Genomic DNA, 18,408 nt, shown 5'->3' with positions numbered 1-18,408 from the left:
CTCTCGGCGGCATGCATCCGGGGTCCTGATGGTTGTATGGAAACGTGACAGGGACGACCATCGACAACACGGCCCCGCTGACGGCTGCCGACCGCTGCGACCGCTGCGGCGCGCAGGCGTACGTCCGCGTCGTGCTCCCGGTCGGCGAGCTGCTGTTCTGCGCGCACCACGCGCGTGAGCACGCACCGAAGTTCGCCGCCGTCGCGACGCATGTCCAGGACGAGACCGACCGCCTCCACGCCGAGTACGGCGCGGGAGCCAAGGCACTGTCCTGAGCCAGAGCGCCACGGCGCACCACCGACCCCACGAGGGCCCGGACCGGAAGGTCCGGGCCCTCGTGCCGTTCCGGGACCCGAGAGGGTGCCGGACCGGGCACCCGCCGGCCGGCCGCTGCCCGGCCACGGCGCCGTGGCTGTCCCTCCCAGGCCCGTGCGCGCCCCTCTCGCGGCACCCGCGCCGGTGAAGGCACGGCGGCCGGCACCACGACGACGGCCCCGCCACCGCAGCGCGGTGACGGGGCCGTCGTGGTCGCCGGGTCGGCGCCCGGTCAGTCGAGGTAGTCGCGCAGGACCTGCGAGCGCGACGGGTGACGCAGCTTCGACATCGTCTTGGACTCGATCTGGCGGATGCGCTCACGCGTGACGCCGTAGACCTTGCCGATCTCGTCCAGCGTCTTCGGCTGCCCGTCCGTGAGCCCGAAGCGCATCGAGACCACACCCGCCTCACGCTCGGAGAGCGTGTCGAGGACCTGGTGCAGCTGCTCCTGCAGGAGCGTGAAGCTCACCGCGTCCGCGGGCACGACCGCCTCGGAGTCCTCGATGAGGTCGCCGAACTCGCTGTCGCCGTCCTCGCCGAGCGGCGTGTGCAGCGAGATCGGCTCGCGGCCGTACTTCTGGACCTCGACGACCTTCTCCGGGGTCATGTCGAGCTCCTTCGCCAGCTCCTCCGGCGTGGGCTCGCGGCCCAGGTCCTGGAGCATCTGGCGCTGCACGCGGGCGAGCTTGTTGATGACCTCGACCATGTGGACGGGGATGCGGATGGTCCGCGCCTGGTCCGCCATCGCACGGGTGATCGCCTGCCGGATCCACCACGTGGCGTACGTCGAGAACTTGTAGCCCTTGGTGTAGTCGAACTTCTCGACGGCGCGGATCAGACCGAGGTTGCCCTCCTGGATGAGGTCCAGGAACAGCATCCCGCGGCCGGTGTAGCGCTTGGCCAGGGACACGACGAGTCGCAGGTTCGCCTCGAGCAGGTGGTTCTTGGCGCGACGGCCGTCCTGCGCGATCCACTGCAGCTCGCGGCGCAGCTTCGGCTCGATGTTCGGCGTGTTCGCGAGCTTCTCCTCGGCGAACAGACCGGCCTCGATGCGCTTGGCGAGCTCGACCTCCTGCTCGGCGTTGAGGAGGGCGACCTTGCCGATCTGCTTGAGGTAGTCCTTGACCGGGTCGGCGGTCGCGCCCGCGGTGACGACCTGCTGCGCGGGCGCGTCGTCGTCGTCGGCGTCGGAGTAGACGAAGCCGATGTCCTCGGTCGTCTCCTCCTTCGCCGCGGGCGCCTTCTCCGTCGACTCCTCGACCGTCTCGGTCTCGGTCTCGTCCGACTCCGTGGCCTCGGCGTCCGGCGTCTCGACGTCGATCTCCTCGACCTCGTCGATCACGACGTCCGCGTCGTCGATGTCCTCGACCTCGTCGACCGCCTCGTCGTCGGCGGGCGCACCCTTCTTCGGGGCCGCCTTCGCGGGCGCGGCCGCAGCCGCCTTCGGACCGGTCGACTTCGCGGCCGGCTTGGCCGTCGACTTCGTGGCCTTCGGCTTCGTGGCCGTGGCGGTGCCCGACTCGGCACGCGTGCCCTCGGCGACGGAGGCGCGGGCGGCCGGGCGGGACTTGGCGCTCGTCGCGGCGACCGCGCGACCGGCGGTGCCGAGGTCGTTCACCGTCACGCCGGCGGTGCCGAGCCCGCGCACGACGGCGCGCAGGCGCTTGGCGCCCTCGACGCCGGCGGCCTCGCAGGCGGCACGCACGGAGTCGGTGTCGACGCTGCCGTGGGTGTGCCCACGCCTCACCAGCTCCTGCAGCGCCGGGTGCTGGAACTCGCGCGGGAGTGCGGGGTGCGGGGTCTGGGACGTCACGAAGGACCTTTCGTCAGCACGGCGACCGGATCCGAGAGGAAGGGCCCGCAGGACCGGAAGACAGACGGATATTGTACCGACCACCTGCCAGGCGCAGCGCGCGCGTCTCGGCACGGCACGCGGTGCGCGCCGGATGTCGTGGGGATTCAGGTGTGCCAACGCCGGCCGGGCCGGGAAGATTCCCGGCGCCGCCTGGTGCGGGTCAGCGGGCCGCCGGCTTCACCGTGAGGACCGGGCAGGGCGCGTCGAACAGGACGCGCTGCGCGTTCGCCCCGAGGATCAGCTTGCCGACCGGGCTGCGCCGGCGCAGCCCGAGGACGACGAGCTGGGCGCCGACCTCCTCCGCGGTCGCGATGAGGTCGTCGGCCACGTCGCCGCCCGCCAGGAGGCGCACCTCGTGCTCGACGCCCGCGTCCGCGAGCTCCTGGCGCACGCCCGCGAGCGCGTCCTCGGTCTCCGCCCGACGCTCGGGCGCCTCGTCGGGGCGGACGCTCGCCACCACGACGACCGGTGTGGAGCGCAGCCGCGCCTCGTCGACCGCCGCATCGAGCGCCGCACGCCCCTCCGGGGTCGCCAGGTAGCCGACCACGATCCCCATCGCGCACCCTCCCTCACGGACCACGCTGGCCTCGGGCGCGACGCTACCGGAGCCGGGGCCGGCCCACGACCGGCGGGCGTCACACGTGTCGACGCACCCACCCGGGCGGGAGGCCCGCCTCGAGCGTCCGCGCGAGCAGGAGGGCCAGGCGGTAGCCCTCGTCCGCGACCAGCGCGCGCTCCAGGAGGAGCGACGCCCGCGCCCCGTCGCCGCGCCACCACGCCAGGAGCCCGAGCAGGGTGAGCGCCGGGGACTGCGTCGTCGTCCGCCCGTGGGCGACGAGCTGCTCGAGCACGGCCTCGTGCCGGCGCGTCGCCGGCGGCGGCGGGACACCGGCGCCCGGGTCGACGACCTTCGCCATCGCCGCGCCGAGGAGGCGGTCGTCGACGGCCGCGGCGCACGGCCCCGCGAGCGAGCGCTCCGCGAGCCGACCGGTGCCGGGCACCAGCGTGACCAGGACCGCGTCGCGGACGCGTCGGTCCGACAGCCCCGCCTCCACGCGGCCGAGACGGCTGAACGTCGTGCGGGCGTCGGGCACGGGTCGCCCGGCACCGTGGAGGACCGGTCCCTCCGGGCCCGGCGGGGACGGTGCGAGGCCCCCCAGGGCGACCTCGTCGCGCCACGCCCGCAGGGACGCCAGCCGCCAGGCCGCCAGCGCGTCGTCCCCGCCACCGGCGGCGCGCAGCCGCGCCGCCTCCCACCGTGCGCGCACCCGCCCCACGGACCGGCGCGCCTCGGCCGGCGCGGGCGGGATGCGCGCGACGTCCTCGCGACGCTCGGCGACGACGGATCCCGCGAGGACCATCTCGGCCCCGACGCGGGTGCCGCGCAGGTCGTCGAGGGGTCTGCCGCCCGGAGGGCAGCAGTCCGCGCTGCACGCGAGGCACCGGTAGGCGCCGTTCGCGACCAGGAGGGCGTCGACGGGACCGACCGGGACGTCGCAGGCCTCGAGCAGGTGGGCTGCGGCGCGGCGGGCGAGCTCCTCCCCCTCCTCGCGGTCGGTGTAGGCCACGAGCAGGACGCGGTCCGCGCCGTCCCGCCCGAGGTGCTCGGCGAGGGCGCGTGCCAGGCGAGGTCCGTCGTCGGCCGGTGCGAGGTCGTCGAGGTCGACGCGCACGACCAGCCCGAGCCGTCCGCGGGGGCCGCGCAGGCCGACGGCGACCGCGCTCTCGTGCGGGCGGAACCCGAGCCGGTGGGGGACGTAGGCGAGGAGCTCTCGGGGGTCCTCGAGGCGGAGCGTCGTGTGATCCATGCGGCCAGCGCACCGCACCGGCGGGCGGTGCGGAGGTCGTGCCGGCCCTGGCTGTGGGCCGCGGTCCGGCGGGCGCGGGTGTGGTCGGCTCGGGGGCCGCGGCTAGCCTGTGCGCCGTGCCGCACCCGACGCCCCGGTGGGCCGCCCGCGCGGCGGCCTCGTCCCTCGTCGCCGTCGGCCTCCTCACCGGCTGCGACGGGGAGCCGTCCCCCTCGCCGTCCACGTCGACCGCGCAGCCGACGGCCGCGCCGTCACCCTCCGAGAGCCTGCTCACCGACGAGATCGGCCGGCACAGCGCGGTCGGACGTCTCGCCGACGACTTCCCGGCCGACCTGGTCCCGGTGCCCGCCGGGGCGGAGGTCCTCGTGTCGTCCGCCGTCCCCGGCGCGGACGGCACCCTGCAGATCAGCCTCAACGTGCGGACCGAGCAGGACCCGGCGGGACTGCTCGAGGCGGTGCGCGGGCCGCTCCTCGCCGCCGGGTTCGTCGAGGCGGCACCCGTCGCGCCGGAGCCGGGCCTGGCGGCCCAGGTGACGTTCTCCCGGTCCGACGGCGCGGAGCTGCTCGTCGTCGGCGTGCTCGACCGCGAAGGCGTCCGGACGATGACGCTGGGCGGGACCGTCCGCGCGCCCGCACCCTGACCCGGCGCCTAGGGTGGGCGGCGTGACCGATGCGCCCCCGCACCCGGACCTCGTGGACCTGCGAGCCGGGGTCGACGCCGCGCTGGCCCGGCACGTCCTGCGCCTGCGGACGGTCGTCGCCGCCGTCTCCGCGGACGGTGCGCCCCTCGTCGACGCCGTGGAGCGGATGGTCGCCGGCGGGAAGCGGCTGCGCGCCGCGTTCTGCTACTGGTCGTGGCGAGCGCACGGCGGCACGCCGGGGAGCACCGAGGAGGCCGCGGTGATGCGGGTGGGGGCGGCGCTCGAGCTGTTCCAGGCCGCGGCCCTGTTCCACGACGACGTCATGGACGACTCCGACACGCGCCGGGGCCAGCCCGCGGCGCACCGTGCGTTCGCGGCGCACCACGCCGCCCGAGGACTGCTCGGCGACGGGGAGCGCTTCGGCGCCGCCGCCGCGATCCTGCTCGGCGACCTGGCGCTGGTCGCGAGCGAGCAGGAGTGGGCGGAGGCCGAGCGCGACCTCCCCCCCGTGGCGGCACGGGCGGCACGGGAGGTGTTCGACCTGATGCGCACCGAGGTCACGGTCGGGCAGTACCTCGACGTCCTCGCGCAGGCCCTGCCCTGGGGCGACGACGCCGGCGACGAGCGGCGTGCGCGCGAGGTGCTGCGGGCCAAGTCCGCCCGCTACAGCGTGGAGCACCCCCTCGTGCTCGGGGCCGCCCTCGCGGGCGCCGACGCCGCGGCCCTCGACGGCTGCCGGGCGGTCGGCCTGCCCCTCGGCGAGGCGTTCCAGCTCCGCGACGACCTGCTCGGCGTGTTCGGCGACCCGGCGGCCACCGGCAAGCCCGCCGGCGACGACCTGCGCGAGGGCAAGCGCACGGTGCTCGTCGCCCGCGCCCTGGGCCGCGCCCGGGCCGCCGGGGACGAGGCCACGGTGGCGGCCCTGACCGGCGGGCTCGGCGACCGCGGGCTCGACGACGCGCACGTGCGCACGCTGGCCGGCACGATCGCCGCGACGGGCGCGCCGGACGAGGTGGAGCGCCTCATCGAGGAGCTGACCGCGCGCGCCTTCGCGGCCGTCGACGAGCAGGGCTGGCCGGAGCCGGCGCGCAGCCAGGTCCTGGCGCTCGCGCGCGCCGCCGTCGACCGCCGCGCCTGACCGGCCCGAGCGCTAGAGCAGCGCCTGCGCGATCCGTCGCACCTCGGTCTTGCGACCTTCCCGCAGCGCGGCGACCGGCGTCGCGCCCAGCGCCTCCTCGTGGGTGAACAGCCACACGACGGCGGCCTCCTCGTCGAAGCCGGTGTCCGCCAGGACCGTGAGCGTGCCCTGGAGGGCGGCGAGAACGGTCCACGCGGGGGCGTCCTCCGCGCGGCCAGGAGCCGCCGGGTTGGCGAGGTGCCCCGGGACGAGGAACGCCTCGGGGACGCTGAGCACGGGCGGGTCGCCGCGACGCACTCCGACGATGCGGCGCTCCTGCAGCATCCGCCGGACCTTGCCGGCGTCCGTGCCCAGGCGCTCGGCGAGGTCGGGGACGGTCAGCCAGGCGTCGACGAGGTCGTCAGGGTGCGGTGCGCTCACCCGGTCAGCCTACGACCCGGGGCGCCACACGCCTGTAATTCGCCCAGCGCGCTTTCCCTCCCCCTCCCCATCCTCTAGCGTCGTGTTCTGTCACACCAGTCACACGCGCCACAGGAGCCTCCTGTCGCCACATCCGGGGGGGAACCCGATGCCCGCAGACGCACGACGCCGTACGCACCCGGTGGCCCGAGTCGCCACCGGCACCGGCGCGACGCTCGCGCTCGCCACGGTCGCGCTCGCCGCCACCGGCACGGCCGGCCACGCCGCCGACAGCTACACCGTCCGGGACGGGGACACGCTCTCCGCCATCGCGAAGCGCTCCGGCACCTCCGTGCGGGCCATCGCCGCCGACAACGCCCTCGCGGACCCGTCGCGCATCCGCGCCGGGCAGGTCCTGCGCCTGCCCTCCGCCACCGCCGCCGCGCCCGGGGCGAGCGTCACCGCCGCTCCTGCGAGCGGCACCTACACCGTGCGCACGGGCGACACCGTCTCCGCGATCGCCGCGCGGCACGGGACCAGCGTCCAGGCCGTCGTCGCCGCGAACGGCCTCGACTCGCGTGCGTTCATCCGCGCCGGGCAGACCCTCGTGCTCCCCGGCGCCGGCGGCGCCGCACCGGCTGCCCCCGCCCCGGCCGCAGCCGCCGCGACGGGCGGCACCTACACCGTCCGCAGCGGCGACACCGTCTCCGCGATCGCCGCACGGCACGGCACCACCGTCCAGGCCGTCGTCGCCGCGAACGGCCTCGACTCCCGCGCCTTCATCCGCGCGGGGCAGACCCTCGTGCTCCCCGGCGCCGCCGCACCCGCCGCGGCCGCCGCACCCGCCGCCGTCACCTCCGGGCTCGTCGGCAACACCTTCGCCGGCCGGACCTACCCCGAGCACGTCGTGGCCTCCGCGAACCAGAACAAGGCGAACCTCCTGGCCGCCGGCGTGCCGTCCCGGGACGCGATGCAGGCGAAGGTCGCGGCCACGGCGCGGTCGATGGGCGTCGACCCGGCCCTCGCGCAGGCGATCGCGTTCCAGGAGTCGGGCTTCAACCACAGCGCCGTCTCCCCCGCGAACGCGATCGGGACGATGCAGGTCATCCCGTCCTCCGGCGAGTGGGCCTCGCAGATGGTGGGCCGCCCGCTCAACCTGCTGCACCCGGACGACAACGTCGTGGCCGGCGTGGCCATCCTGCGCTCGCTCGTGCGCTCCTCGCCGGACCTGCCCACCGCGATCGCGTCGTACTACCAGGGCGCCTCGTCGGTGAAGCGCAACGGCATGTACGCGGACACCCGCCGCTACGTCGCCAACGTGCAGACCCTGATGACGCGTTTCCGCTGACGGCACGGCTCCCCGGATCCTGCGGCACCCGCCCGTAGACTTCCGCGCGTGGGAGCCACCGTCACCGATCCGCTCGTCGGCCGTCTGGTCGACGGCCGGTACGAGGTCGTCTCGCGCATCGCGCGCGGAGGCATGGCGACGGTGTACCTGGCCGTCGACCGCCGGCTCGACCGCGAGGTCGCGCTCAAGGTCATGCACCCCCACCTCGCGGAGGGGGCCTCGGGCAGCGCCTTCGTCGCACGCTTCCGCCGGGAGGCCCGCACCGCCGCCCGTCTGACGCACCCCGGGCTCGTCGGCGTCTACGACCAGGGTGTCGACGGCGACACGAGCTACCTGACGATGGAGTACGTCTCCGGCACGAACCTGCGCCGCCGCATCGCCGAGCAGGGCTCGCTGACGGTGCGCGAGTCGCTGCGGGTGCTCGAGTCCGTCCTCGACGCGCTCGCCGCGGCGCACCGCGCCGGGCTGGTGCACCGCGACGTCAAGCCCGAGAACGTCCTGCTCATGAGCGAGGACGACCGGGTGCGGCTCGGGGACTTCGGGCTCGCACGCGCCGTCAGCGAGGTCACGTCCACGACCACGGGCACGGTGCTCGGGACCGTGGCGTACCTCGCGCCCGAGCTCGTCACGCACGGCGCGAACGACGCCCGCACCGACGTCTACGCGTGCGGCGTCCTGCTGTTCGAGATGCTCACGGGGCGGCAGCCGTTCACCGGCGAGACGCCCATCCAGGTCGCCTTCCAGCACGTGAACGCCGACGTGCCGGCCCCGTCCTCGCTGGTCGACTGGCTGCCGTCGGAGGTCGACGAGCTCGTCGGCGCGCTCGCGGCGCGCGACCCCGACGACCGCCCGGTCGACGCGACGGCGGCCTGCCAGCTGCTCCGCCGCACGCGCGCCGGGCTCGACGACGCCACGCTCGACCGGCGCGCGGACGTCGCCCCCACGGCAGCGCCCCTGCTGTCCCCCTCCGCGCACGAGGACGACGACCTCACCACCGCGACCGGAGCCGTGACGACCCGGTTCGACGTGTCCGACCGGGCCGGCGGCACCGTCGCCCTCCCCCTCGGTCTCGGCGGTGCCGCCACCGTGACCTCCCCAGGCCCGGGAGGCGACGACGCCCCCGCCCGTCGCCGCCGGTGGCTCTGGCCGGTGGTCGTCGCCGGTGTGCTGGCCCTGCTGGGCGTCGGCTCCTGGTGGTACCTCGAGCACGGCCCCGGGGCGTACACCGAGGTGCCCGTCGTCGACGGGGCCGCGGAGGCCGCAGCCGTCTCCGCGCTCGAGGGCGCCGGGCTGCGCCACGAGCGCGCCGAGGCCTTCCACGACACCGTCCCGGCGGGCTCGGTCGTCTCGACCGACCCGGCCGGCGGCGACCCGGTGCGCAAGGACGGCAGCGTCACGTACACGGTGTCGAAGGGCGTGGACCTCGTCGACGTGCCCGACGGGCTGGTCGGCGCCGAGCAGGCGGCGGCGGAGGCCGCGCTCGAGGGGGCCGAGCTCGCCGCCGAGTACGGCGACCCGGAGCACAGCGACGACGTCCCGCGCGGCTCCGTGCTGCGGGCGACGCTGCCCGACGGCACGCCGGTCGAGGCGGGCACTCGGGCGAAGCGCGGCAGCGGGGTCGTCCTCGTGCTGTCCGACGGGCCCGCGCCCGTCACCGTGACGTCGGTGGTCGGCATCACCGTCGAGGCCGCGACGGAGCAGCTCGCCGCGGACGCGCTGACGGTGGAGCCGACGGAGGCGTTCTCGGACACCGTGCCGGCCGGGCAGATCATCGAGCAGGTCCCGCCGGGCGGCGCGACCGCGCACCGCGGGGACAGCGTGCGCGTCACGGTGTCGAAGGGACCGGAGACGGTTGCCATGCCCGACCTGACCGGCAAGCAGTTCGACGCCGCGCAGAAGGACCTCGAGGCCCTGGGTCTGACCGCGCGCCGCGAGAACGTCCTCGGCGGGCTCTTCGGCACGGTGCGGCAGCAGAGCGTCCCCGCCGGTGAGCAGGTGCGCAAGGGCACCGAGATCACGCTCACCGTCGTCTGACCCTGGCCGCCACCCGCGGCCGGTCAGCCCCCGGCGGGCGTCGCTGCCTTTGCGGCTGCACCCGAGCACGACGAAGGCCCCGACCCTGAGGTCGGGGCCTTCGTCGTGGGACGGGGAGCGGCGCGGGTCAGGCCCTGCGGAGCAGCTCCACGACCTGGAACGCCATCTCCAGCGACTGCTGGTGGTTCAGGCGTGGGTCGACCAGCGTCTCGTAGCGGCGCGCGAGCCCCGCGTCGTCGATCTCCTCCGAGCCGCCGAGCACCTCGGTGACGTCGTCGCCCGTGAGCTCGACGTGCAGCCCGCCGGGCACCGTCCCGAGAGCCCGGTGCACCTCGAAGAAGCCGGCCACCTCGTCCATGACGTCGCTGAAGCGGCGCGTCTTGTAGCCGGTCGCGGACGTGATGCCGTTCCCGTGCATCGGGTCGCACACCCACGTGACGGGACGGCCGTCGGCCGTCACCTTCTCCACGAGGGCCGGCAGCAGCTCCCGGACCTTCCCGGCGCCCATGCGCGTGACGAACGTCAGCCGCCCCGGCTCACCGGTCGGGTTGAGGCGGTCCATGAGCGCGATCGCGTCGTCGCCGGTGCTCGTCGGGCCGAGCTTCACGCCGATGGGGTTCTGCACCCGCGCGAAGTAGTCGACGTGCGCCCCGTCGAGCTGCCGGGTCCGCTCCCCGATCCACAGGAAGTGGGCCGAGCAGTCGTACGGCAGGCCGGTGCGCGAGTCGACGCGGGTCAGCGGCCGCTCGTAGTCGAGGAGCAGGCCCTCGTGGCACGCGAAGAAGTCGACCGTGCGCAGCGCGTCGAAGTCCGCTCCGCAGGCGGCCATGAACCGGATGGCGCGGTCGATCTCCGCCGCGATCTCCTCGTAGCGGGCGTACGCCGGGTTCGTCGTGAAGCCCCGGTTCCACTCGTGCACGCGCAGCAGCGACGCGAAGCCACCCGTCGTGAACGCCCGGATGAGGTTCAGCGTCGAGGCCGACGTGTGGTACGCCTCGAGCAGCCGCTGCGGGTCCGGCGTGCGGGCCTCGGGCGTGAAGTCGTACCCGTTGATGATGTCGCCGCGGAACGCCGGCAGCGTCACGTCGCCGCGCGTCTCGTCGTCGGAGGACCGGGGCTTGGCGTACTGCCCCGCCATCCGGCCCATCTTCACCACGGGCAGGCTCGCGCCGTACGTGAGCACGACCGCCATCTGCAGGATCGTCTTGATCTTGTTGCGGATGTTGTCCGCCGTGGAGTCCGCGAACGTCTCCGCGCAGTCACCGCCCTGCAGGACGAACGCCTCCCCGCGGCCGGCGGCCGCAAGCTGCGCCCGCAGCGCGTCCGCCTCGCCGGCGAACACGAGCGGGGGCAGCGTCGCGAGCCGGTCGCGGACGCGCCGCAGCTCGGCCTGGTCCGGCCAGCGCGGCTGCTGGAGCGCCGTCAGCCCCTCCCAGGCGTCGAGACCCTCGACGACGCGCGGGTCCGGCTCGACGCTCATGAGTGGCTCGCCGGGACGAGGGGCTGGCCGATGTCCTCGAGCAGCGCGCCGAACCAGGGCTGGGAGACGTCGAACGCCTTGCCCCCCGCGATCCGCGGGAACTCGATGGCCCGCAGCCGGTCGCCCTGCTCCTCGTCGTGACCGATGACGCCCGACTCGGCGCGCAGCGCGCACTCGACGGCCAGGTCGGTCATCGACTTGATGAGGCGCAGGTCCTCGGCGTTCGGGGCGGCCGCGCGCGAGTAGTAGCCGGACTTCTGCACCATGACCTTCTCGGCGCCGAGCTTGGCGGCGAACTGCTTCGCGAACCACTGGCCCGGGTTGATGGTGTCCAGCTTCACGTGGCCGAACGGGTCCCGCTGCACGGTCTCGCCGGCCGACTCCAGCTGCTCGACGATCTCGTGCATGCCCGCACCCTCCGACAGGAAGATGTTGACGTTGCCCTGCTCGTCCATGATCGTGCGCAGGCGGTCGGCCTCGGCGTCGATGTCGAGCGCGAGCTCGGGCAGGAAGACGGCGTGCACGTCCCAGCGCTCGCGCGTCAGGCCGATGCCGGGGACCCACTCCTGCTGGTCGAGCCACTTGCGGTACTCGGCGGCCGCGGCGGCGGTGAGCCACCCGCAGTGCCGGCCCATGACCTCGTGGACGATGAGCATGCGCGGCCCCGAGCGGTGCTCGCCGATGATGTTGGCCGCGAAGCCGGCGGCCTCCTCGGCCGCGGTCCACGCGCCGAGCGACTGGCGGATCGGCACGACGTCGTTGTCGATCGTCTTGGGCAGGCCGACGACCGTGAGCTCGTAGCCGTTCTCGTGCAGGTACGCCGCCAGGTCGGCCGCCGTGGTGTTCGTGTCGTCGCCGCCGATCGTGTGCAGCACGTCGACGCCGTCCGCCTTGAGCTGCTCGGCCGCGACCCGCAGCGGGTCCTCGCCCTCCTGCACGAGGCCGCGCTTGACGCAGTCGGCCGCGTTGGTGAGCTTCACGCGGGAGTTGCCGATGGGCGAGCCGCCGAAGCGGTGCAGCACGCCGGCCTTCGCGCGGACCTCGGGCGTCACGACGACCTTCTCGCCGAGCAGGAGGCCGTGGTAGCCGTGCTGGTAGGCGATGATCTCGACCTCGGGGGCGATCTCCGTATAGCGCTCGATGAGCCCCCCGACGGCGGAGGACAGGCAGGGAGCGAAACCGCCGGCGGTCAGGAGGGCGACGCGACGGACCGACATGGGAGGCACCTCTCGTAGGACGAGCACGGAACTGCGGCACCCGCGTCGGCGGGCCTCGCCCAGCGTGCCTCCCGGTCCGGCCGGGGCGCGGGACCGAGGTCCGGGCGCGGCGGCGGGGGGACGTGCTGCACGGTGGACGCACCGGCGAGGTGCGCGCGACCCCGGCACGCGGCCGGGACCGGCGTCATCCTACTGACGTCGCGCCGCCCTCCTCGGGCGGGCCCGGAACCTGGACATCGGGACGGGGGCGTCCGCCGGGGGCGTCGGGCAGGCGCGCCGCGTCGACGGCGTCGGGCTTGCCGGTCGCGATGCGGGCCTTCTGCGTCGCCGCGTACACGTCGACGTACTCCTGCCCGGACAGGCTCATGATCGCGTACATGATCTCGTCGGTGACCGACCGCAGGATGAACCGGTCGTTCTCCATGCCGCGGTAGCGGCTGAAGTCGAGCGGCTCGCCGATGACGACGCCGATCCGCATGACCTTGGGGATCTTCTGCCCCAGCGGCTGCGCGACGTCCGTGCCGACCATCGCCACGGGCACGACGGGCGCGCCGGACTCGAGCGCGAGCCGGGCGATGCCGGTCTTGCCGCGGTACAGGCGGCCGTCGGGGCTGCGGGTGCCCTCGGGGTAGATCCCGAACAGGCCGCCGTCGCGCAGCCGCTTCAGGCCGGTCCGCAGGGCCGCCTCGCTCGCCTTGCCGCCGCCGCGGTCCACGGGGATGGTCCCGACCCCGCGCATGAACCCGGCCGTCAGGCGGCCCTTGAGCCCGCGCCCGGTGAAGTACTCCTGCTTGCCGATGAACACGATCTCGCGCTCCAGGACGAGCGGGAGGAAGAACGAGTCGATGACGGCGAGGTGGTTGCTCGCGAGGATGGCGGGCCCGTCGGCGGGCACGTGCTCGGCGCCGCGCACCCAGGGGCGGTACACCAGGCGCAGCAGCGGCCCGACGAACACCCGCTTCATCAACCAGTAGAACAACGTGTCTCCTCGTCCCGACGCCCGCGCCGACGCCGCGTGGGCCCGTGGTCACGGGCGCCGTGCCGACCTGCCGCCGACCCGCGGGGGCCGGCACGTCGGGTCCGACTCTAGAGTGCTCCCATGGCCGCACGCCCCGACGACGCTGCCGGTGCCGACGACACGTCCCCCGCCGACGGGGCCGCGCGCGGCGACCGTGCGCCCGCCGGGGGCGCCGGCGACGGGGGGCACGACGTGCCCGCCGCACCCGGCGGGGCCCAGCCGGTCCCCCCGGACGACGACGCCGTCTGGGCGTCGATCGTGGCGCGTCTGCAGGACGTCGACCGCGCCGGTGACGAGGGCGGCACGGGCGCGACCGGCCGCGTGGTGCGGCCCGTCGCGGAGGACCCGCCCGCGCCCGACGCGACCGCCGCCCCGTCCGGCACGCCCGACGCCCCGCGCCTGAGCGGCCGCGACTGGGACGGCACGGAGCAGTACGACGCGGCCGAGGACGTGGTGGACGAGGCGGAGCACTTCGTCCCGCCGGACCCGGGCCCGGTGCTCGGGGGCGACCCCCTCCTCACGATGGCGTGGGCCGCCGCCGCCGGGGTGCCGCTGTTCCTCCTCGTCGCCGTGGTGCTGTGGCGGGACGCGCCGTCGCTGCTCATGCGCGCGGCGGTCGGCCTGTTCGTCGTGGCCGTCGGCGTCCTGGTGTGGCGCATGCCGCACCGCCGGGACCCCTCCGACGACGACCCGGGTGCCGTGGTCTGACGCCGTGGTCCGACGGGCTGCGGGTCAGACCCGCGCGAGGTCCGCCGCGCCGACCATCCCGGCGTCGTTGCCCATCGAGGCGATGAGGATCGACGCCTCCGGGCGGTAGCCCCGTGCCGACAGCTGCTCGGCGAACGCGTTGCGCGCGGGCGCGAGCAGCAGGTCGCCGGCGGCGCTCACGCCTCCGCCGAGCACGAAGATCTCCGGGTCGAGCAGCGCCGCCACGGTGGCCGCGCCCTCCCCCACCCAGCGCGCGACGTCGGCGAGCAGGTCGACCGCGAGCGGGTCGCCCTCCTGCGCGCACTGCGTGACGAGCGGGCCGGTGATCTTCTCCGGCCGGCCACCGGCCAGCTCGATCAGGCGCACCGCGCGCTCGGGCTGCGTGATCGCGGCGGCCTGCGCGTCGCGGACCAGCGCCGTGCCCGACACGTACTGCTCCCAGCAGCCCTCGTGGCCGCAGCCGCAGTAGTGCCCGCCCGGGACGACCCGCATGTGCCCGATCTCGGCCGCGACGCCCCAGGCGCCGCGCACCAGGCGGCCATGCGTGACGATCGCGCCGCCCAGCCCCGTGCCGAGCGTGAGCATGACCATGTCCTGCACGTCGCGCGCCACGCCGTAGCGGAACTCGGCCCAGCCGGCCGCGTTCGCGTCGTTCTCGACGACGATCCGCAGGGACGGGTCCCCGATGAGCTCGCCCACCTTGTCGCGCAGCGGGTAGTCCCGCCACGCGATGTTGGGGGCGAACAGCACGCCCGAGCGGTCGGAGGCGACGAACCCGGCCGCGGCGAGACCCATCTCGTGCACCTCGTAGGAGCCCGAGAGCTCGCGGTACACGTCGGCGATCGCCGCGTCGATGCTCGCGACGTCGTCGGGGTCCGTGTCGCGCCGCGTCTGGGCGACGATGACGCCGTCGTCGTCCACGACCCCGGCCGCGATCTTCGTCCCGCCGATGTCGACACCGATCGCGTGCATGTCCTGGTCCGCTCCTGCCGTCGTCCGCACCCGCGACCTCCGCGCGCGCCCGGACCACGCTAGCGGTCCGTGGTGGCAGCGCGTGCACGCGCCCGTCGGGACGGGGGCGGCGAGGCCCTCCGGCGGACGGGCGACGCGACCCGGTCGGGTGCTGCGGTCCAGGGCCGCAGGTCCCATATGCTCGTCGCACCCGTCGCCCCCTGCCACTGGAGTCAGCATGGACGAGGTCCACACGCCCCTGCTCGTCGAGACCGACGCCGCGGACAACCTCAACGACCTGCTCGCCGCGCGGGTCCGCGCCACGCCGGACCGGACGCTCATCGAGCGCCACACCGCGTCGGGCGCCTGGGAGCCGGTCACGGCGCGCGAGTACGACGCGCACATCGTCGCGGTCGCGAAGGGACTCGTCGCGCGCGGCGTCGAGCCGGGCGACCGCGTCGGCATCATGTCCCGCACCCGCTACGAGTGGTCGCTGCTGGACTGGGCGGCCTGGGCCGCCGGCGCCGTGCCGGTGCCCCTGTACGAGACGTCCTCGGCCGAGCAGGTCGAGTGGATCCTCACCGACGCGGACGTCAGCCTGCTCGTCGTCGAGACGCCCGCGCACGCCGCCGTCGCGGCGGAGGTCCGTGAGCGCACGCCGTCGCTGCGCGAGGTCCTCGTGATCGACGAGGGTGCGGTCGAGGCGCTGGTGGCGGCCGGCGTCGACGTGGCCGACGAGGAGATCGCGCGGCGGCGGGGGCTCGCCGCGCGGGACGACGTCGCGACGATCATCTACACCTCGGGCACGACGGGCCGGCCCAAGGGCGTCGAGCTGACGCACGGCAACTTCTCGCAGCTGACGACGAACGCCGTCGAGAAGCTCGGCGAGGTCGTGCAGACGCCGGGGGCGCGCACCTTCCTGTTCATGCCGCTCGCGCACGTGTTCGCGCGCTTCGTGCACGTGCTGACGATCCCGGCCGGTGCCGTGCTCGGCCACTGGCCGGACACGAAGACGCTCGTCGAGGGCATCGGCACGTTCCGGCCCACGTTCATCCTGTCCGTGCCGCGCGTGTTCGAGAAGGTCTACAACTCGGCCGAGCAGAAGGCGGCGGCCGGCGGCAAGGGCGCGATCTTCCAGCGCGCCGCCAAGACCGCCATCGTCTACTCGCGGGCCCTGGACACGCCGTCCGGCCCGAGCCCCTGGCTGCGTCTGCAGCACAAGGTCGCCGACGTCCTCGTGCTGTCGAAGCTGCGCAAGGTGCTCGGCGGCCAGGTCGAGTGGGCGATCTCGGGCGGCGCGCCCCTCGGTGAGCGGCTGGGCCACTTCTACCGGGGCGTCGGCCTCAAGGTGCTCGAGGGCTACGGGCTGACCGAGACCACGGCACCCGCGACCGTGAACCTGCCGAGCATGACGAAGATCGGCACCGTCGGCCCGCCCCTGCCGGGGACGTCGCTGCGGATCGCGCCGGACGGCGAGATCGAGATCAAGGGCATCCAGCTGTTCCGTGGCTACCACAACAACGCGGCGGCGACCGCGGAGGCCATGCACGACGGCTGGTTCCGCACGGGCGACCTCGGCACGCTGGACGAGGACGGCTGCCTGCGGATCACGGGCCGCAAGAAGGAGATCATCGTCACCGCGGGCGGCAAGAACGTCGCGCCCGCCGTGCTCGAGGACCGCCTGCGCGCGCACCCGCTCGTGAGCCAGGTCGTCGTCGTCGGCGACCAGCGGCCCTTCATCGGTGCGCTCCTCACGCTCGACCCCGAGGGCGTCCCCGGCTGGCTCGCCGCCCACGGCAAGCCGCCGATGTCGCTCGCCGAGGCGGCCGAGGACCCCGACGTCCTCGCCTCGCTGGACAAGGCCGTGGAGCGGACGAACCGCGCCGTCTCGCGCGCGGAGTCGATCCGCAAGTACCGGATCCTCGACCGCGACCTGACGATCGCCGACGGCTACCTCACGCCCAAGCTGAGCGTGCGCCGCGCGGAGGTCCTGAAGGACTTCGCGGCCGACGTCGAGGCGCTCTACGAGGGAGCGGGCGAGCACTGACCCCGCCCACGCCTCCACGCGGCGCCCCCCGCCCCGCCCGGGCGGGGGGCGCCGCCGCGTGGAGGCGTCAGCCCCGGCGCACCCGGTCGACCAGGACCGCGGAGGGCAGCACCCAGGCCCCGGCCGCCTCGACGTCGCGGGCGACCTCGCGGTCGCTGGTGACGACGACGAGCACGCGGCCCGCCGGTTCGGCGGTCACGAGCCGGCGCAGCAGGTCGTCCGCGATCTCCCCGGACGAGAACAGGACGCGCACCCCCCGCTGGAGCGGCGGGGCGGTGTGCCCCTCCGCCCCGTCGAAGCAGCACGTGACCTCCGCCCCCGTCCGCGCGGCGAGCCGCGCCAGCGCGTCGACGAGGACGCGCCGCTGGTCCGCGAGCGGGAGCGCCGGCCAGCCGGTCTTGCTCACGTTGTAGCCGTCGACCAGCAGGTGCGCACGCGGCATCCGGAGCAGGTCGTCGAGCAGCGCCGGGTCGTCCACCGCGCGCCCGCGGGAGGTCGGACGCACCGCCGGCGCGGTGGGTGCCGACGCCACGAGGTCGGCCGGCGTGCGGTCGACGGGCGGCAGCGCCAGCTCGGCGCGCAGGCCCGCCGCCGCGTCGACGAGCGTGTCGAGCAGCAGCCGGGTGCGCGCGTCGGCGAGGGCACGCCCGGTCCGCACCTCGTCGCGGGCCACGGCGCGCTCGGCGGCGGCGGCACGCTGCGCCTCCTGCGCGCGGGCGGCCTCGGCCTCGGCCGCCCGCCGCTCCTGCTCCGCCCGGGCGACGTCCGCGGCCGCCTCCTCGGCCAGCCGGCGCGCGTCGCTGCGGGCCCGGTCGGCGTCCGAGCGCAGGCGCCGCAGCTCGCGGCGCAGCGCGACGAGCTCCTCGCGCGCCGACCGCTCGGCCTCCCGGGCGAGACCGAGTGCGGTCCTCAGCTGCTCCACCTCGCGCCGCAGCCCCTCGCCGCCGGCCGCCGCGTCGTCACCGGCGCCGGAGCCGTCCTCGCCCGCGACGGGGACCAGGTGCCGCCACGGGCGGCCCTGCAGCCACGCCGCGGCCGCGGACCCGAGGCCCACCCGCTCCTCGTCCTCCTCGCTCGCCTCCTCCGGCTCCTCCGCCGACCAGACGCGGGCCACGCGCGCCCGGAAGGCGGCGTCCTCGCACAGCGCGGTCCACAGCGGCACGGCGCCCGCGGTCGCTCGGCGGCGGGGTGCGAACCGCCGGACGGACTGCAGCGCGGGAGGCACCTCGACCGGTTCGGTCCGCCCCAGGACGTCGGCGGCGACGCGCACGAGCAGACCGCGCAAGGGGGCCGGGACGTCGCCGTCCTCGCCGGCCGCGCCCGACGTCGCGGGTGCGGGGCGGGACCGCGCCCGTGCGGCAGGTGACCCGCCGGACGCGTCATCGGCGGGGAGCATCGGACCAGCCTAGGGTCGGCGCGGCGGGCCTGCCGTGTCGGACCCCCTGGGTA

16 protein-coding genes are annotated in these 18,408 nt (G+C 75.4%); 7 read left to right on the top strand and 9 right to left on the bottom strand.

The features are described 5' to 3' along the window. The first annotated feature begins 44 nt into the window (after nt 1–44). Nucleotides 45–275, top strand: a complete 231-nt coding sequence (locus tag FB586_RS13060) for a DUF7455 domain-containing protein (protein ID WP_246036752.1) — start codon at nt 45–47, stop codon at nt 273–275. Nucleotides 276–547: 272 nt separating this feature from the next. Here the strand turns inward: FB586_RS13060 and FB586_RS13055 are convergent, their stop codons facing one another. The 3 genes from FB586_RS13055 to FB586_RS13045 all read right to left on the bottom strand — a co-directional run bounded on the left by FB586_RS13055 (nt 548) and on the right by FB586_RS13045 (nt 3,978). Further along, a complete protein-coding gene (locus tag FB586_RS13055; protein WP_136519780.1) occupies nt 548–2,128 on the bottom strand; it encodes an RNA polymerase sigma factor in 1,581 nt (526 codons plus the stop codon). A 202-nt stretch (nt 2,129–2,330) separates the two neighbouring features. Continuing rightward, nucleotides 2,331–2,726, bottom strand: coding sequence for a universal stress protein (locus FB586_RS13050; RefSeq protein WP_136519779.1), 396 nt, complete (start codon nt 2,724–2,726; stop codon nt 2,331–2,333). Between the two features lie 79 nt (nt 2,727–2,805). Further along, complete coding sequence (locus FB586_RS13045) at nt 2,806–3,978, bottom strand: DUF4192 domain-containing protein (protein ID WP_136519778.1); 1,173 nt, start codon at nt 3,976–3,978, stop codon at nt 2,806–2,808. A gap of 116 nt (nt 3,979–4,094) precedes the next feature. Here FB586_RS13045 and FB586_RS13040 point away from each other — a divergent pair, with 116 nt between their 5' ends. Then, the gene (locus tag FB586_RS13040; RefSeq protein ID WP_136519777.1) at nt 4,095–4,619 is read left to right on the top strand and encodes a hypothetical protein; all 525 of its coding nucleotides are present in this window, start codon (nt 4,095–4,097) and stop codon (nt 4,617–4,619) included. Between the two features lie 22 nt (nt 4,620–4,641). Then, nucleotides 4,642–5,757, top strand: coding sequence for a polyprenyl synthetase family protein (locus FB586_RS13035; RefSeq protein WP_136519776.1), 1,116 nt, complete (start codon nt 4,642–4,644; stop codon nt 5,755–5,757). Nucleotides 5,758–5,769: 12 nt separating this feature from the next. Here FB586_RS13035 and FB586_RS13030 read toward each other — a convergent pair whose 3' ends face one another. Next, complete coding sequence (locus FB586_RS13030) at nt 5,770–6,177, bottom strand: Rv2175c family DNA-binding protein (RefSeq protein WP_136519775.1); 408 nt, start codon at nt 6,175–6,177, stop codon at nt 5,770–5,772. 181 nt (nt 6,178–6,358) lie between these two features. Here FB586_RS13030 and FB586_RS13025 point away from each other — a divergent pair, with 181 nt between their 5' ends. Beyond that, nucleotides 6,359–7,504, top strand: a complete 1,146-nt coding sequence (locus FB586_RS13025) for a LysM peptidoglycan-binding domain-containing protein (protein WP_246036751.1) — start codon at nt 6,359–6,361, stop codon at nt 7,502–7,504. A 48-nt stretch (nt 7,505–7,552) separates the two neighbouring features. After that, nucleotides 7,553–9,538, top strand: a complete 1,986-nt coding sequence (pknB, locus tag FB586_RS13020; protein WP_136519773.1) for a Stk1 family PASTA domain-containing Ser/Thr kinase — start codon at nt 7,553–7,555, stop codon at nt 9,536–9,538. Between the two features lie 127 nt (nt 9,539–9,665). Here pknB and FB586_RS13015 read toward each other — a convergent pair whose 3' ends face one another. From FB586_RS13015 to FB586_RS13005, 3 genes are all read right to left on the bottom strand, one after another. Then, nucleotides 9,666–11,018: a class II 3-deoxy-7-phosphoheptulonate synthase gene (locus tag FB586_RS13015; RefSeq protein WP_136519772.1), complete on the bottom strand. Its 1,353-nt coding sequence runs from the start codon at nt 11,016–11,018 to the stop codon at nt 9,666–9,668. Further along, nucleotides 11,015–12,235, bottom strand: coding sequence for a pyrophosphate--fructose-6-phosphate 1-phosphotransferase (locus FB586_RS13010; RefSeq protein WP_136519771.1), 1,221 nt, complete (start codon nt 12,233–12,235; stop codon nt 11,015–11,017). Before FB586_RS13010 ends, FB586_RS13015 begins: the two co-directional genes overlap by 4 nt. 184 nt (nt 12,236–12,419) lie before the next feature. Continuing rightward, the gene (locus tag FB586_RS13005; protein WP_246036750.1) at nt 12,420–13,214 is read right to left on the bottom strand and encodes a lysophospholipid acyltransferase family protein; all 795 of its coding nucleotides are present in this window, start codon (nt 13,212–13,214) and stop codon (nt 12,420–12,422) included. A gap of 120 nt (nt 13,215–13,334) precedes the next feature. Between FB586_RS13005 and FB586_RS12995 the strand changes: the two genes are divergently transcribed. Further along, nucleotides 13,335–13,961 carry a hypothetical protein gene (locus tag FB586_RS12995; protein WP_168800559.1) on the top strand — a complete coding sequence of 209 codons (627 nt, stop codon included), beginning with the start codon at nt 13,335–13,337 and terminating at the stop codon, nt 13,959–13,961. 24 nt (nt 13,962–13,985) lie between these two features. Here the strand turns inward: FB586_RS12995 and FB586_RS12990 are convergent, their stop codons facing one another. After that, on the bottom strand, nt 13,986–14,933 hold the full coding sequence (locus tag FB586_RS12990) for an ROK family glucokinase (RefSeq protein ID WP_136519768.1): 948 nt from the start codon (nt 14,931–14,933) through the stop codon (nt 13,986–13,988). Nucleotides 14,934–15,150: 217 nt separating this feature from the next. Between FB586_RS12990 and FB586_RS12985 the strand changes: the two genes are divergently transcribed. Next, entirely contained in the window at nt 15,151–16,959 is a 1,809-nt protein-coding gene (locus tag FB586_RS12985) for an AMP-dependent synthetase/ligase (RefSeq protein ID WP_136519767.1), read from the top strand. 67 nt (nt 16,960–17,026) lie between these two features. Here the strand turns inward: FB586_RS12985 and FB586_RS12980 are convergent, their stop codons facing one another. Continuing rightward, a complete protein-coding gene (locus tag FB586_RS12980; protein ID WP_136519766.1) occupies nt 17,027–18,355 on the bottom strand; it encodes an NYN domain-containing protein in 1,329 nt (442 codons plus the stop codon). Nucleotides 18,356–18,408 lie beyond the last annotated feature (53 nt).

This window comes from Cellulomonas telluris, from assembly GCF_004886325.1.
GTDB lineage: Bacteria > Actinomycetota > Actinomycetes > Actinomycetales > Cellulomonadaceae > Cellulomonas > Cellulomonas telluris.
This window is presented reverse-complemented; position numbering and strand designations above follow the sequence as displayed.

Excerpts from the sequence above, each read along its gene's own strand:
- FB586_RS12995 (WP_168800559.1), top strand. The coding sequence starts at position 13,335 with ATGGCCGCACGCCCCGACGACGCTGCCGGTGCCGACGACACGTCCCCC.
- FB586_RS13010 (WP_136519771.1), bottom strand. The coding sequence starts at position 12,235 with ATGTCGGTCCGTCGCGTCGCCCTCCTGACCGCCGGCGGTTTCGCTCCC.
- FB586_RS13015 (WP_136519772.1), bottom strand. The coding sequence starts at position 11,018 with ATGAGCGTCGAGCCGGACCCGCGCGTCGTCGAGGGTCTCGACGCCTGG.
- FB586_RS12990 (WP_136519768.1), bottom strand. The coding sequence starts at position 14,933 with ATGCACGCGATCGGTGTCGACATCGGCGGGACGAAGATCGCGGCCGGG.
- FB586_RS12985 (WP_136519767.1), top strand. The coding sequence starts at position 15,151 with ATGGACGAGGTCCACACGCCCCTGCTCGTCGAGACCGACGCCGCGGAC.
- FB586_RS13050 (WP_136519779.1), bottom strand. The coding sequence starts at position 2,726 with ATGGGGATCGTGGTCGGCTACCTGGCGACCCCGGAGGGGCGTGCGGCG.
- FB586_RS13045 (WP_136519778.1), bottom strand. The coding sequence starts at position 3,978 with ATGGATCACACGACGCTCCGCCTCGAGGACCCCCGAGAGCTCCTCGCC.
- FB586_RS12980 (WP_136519766.1), bottom strand. The coding sequence starts at position 18,355 with ATGCTCCCCGCCGATGACGCGTCCGGCGGGTCACCTGCCGCACGGGCG.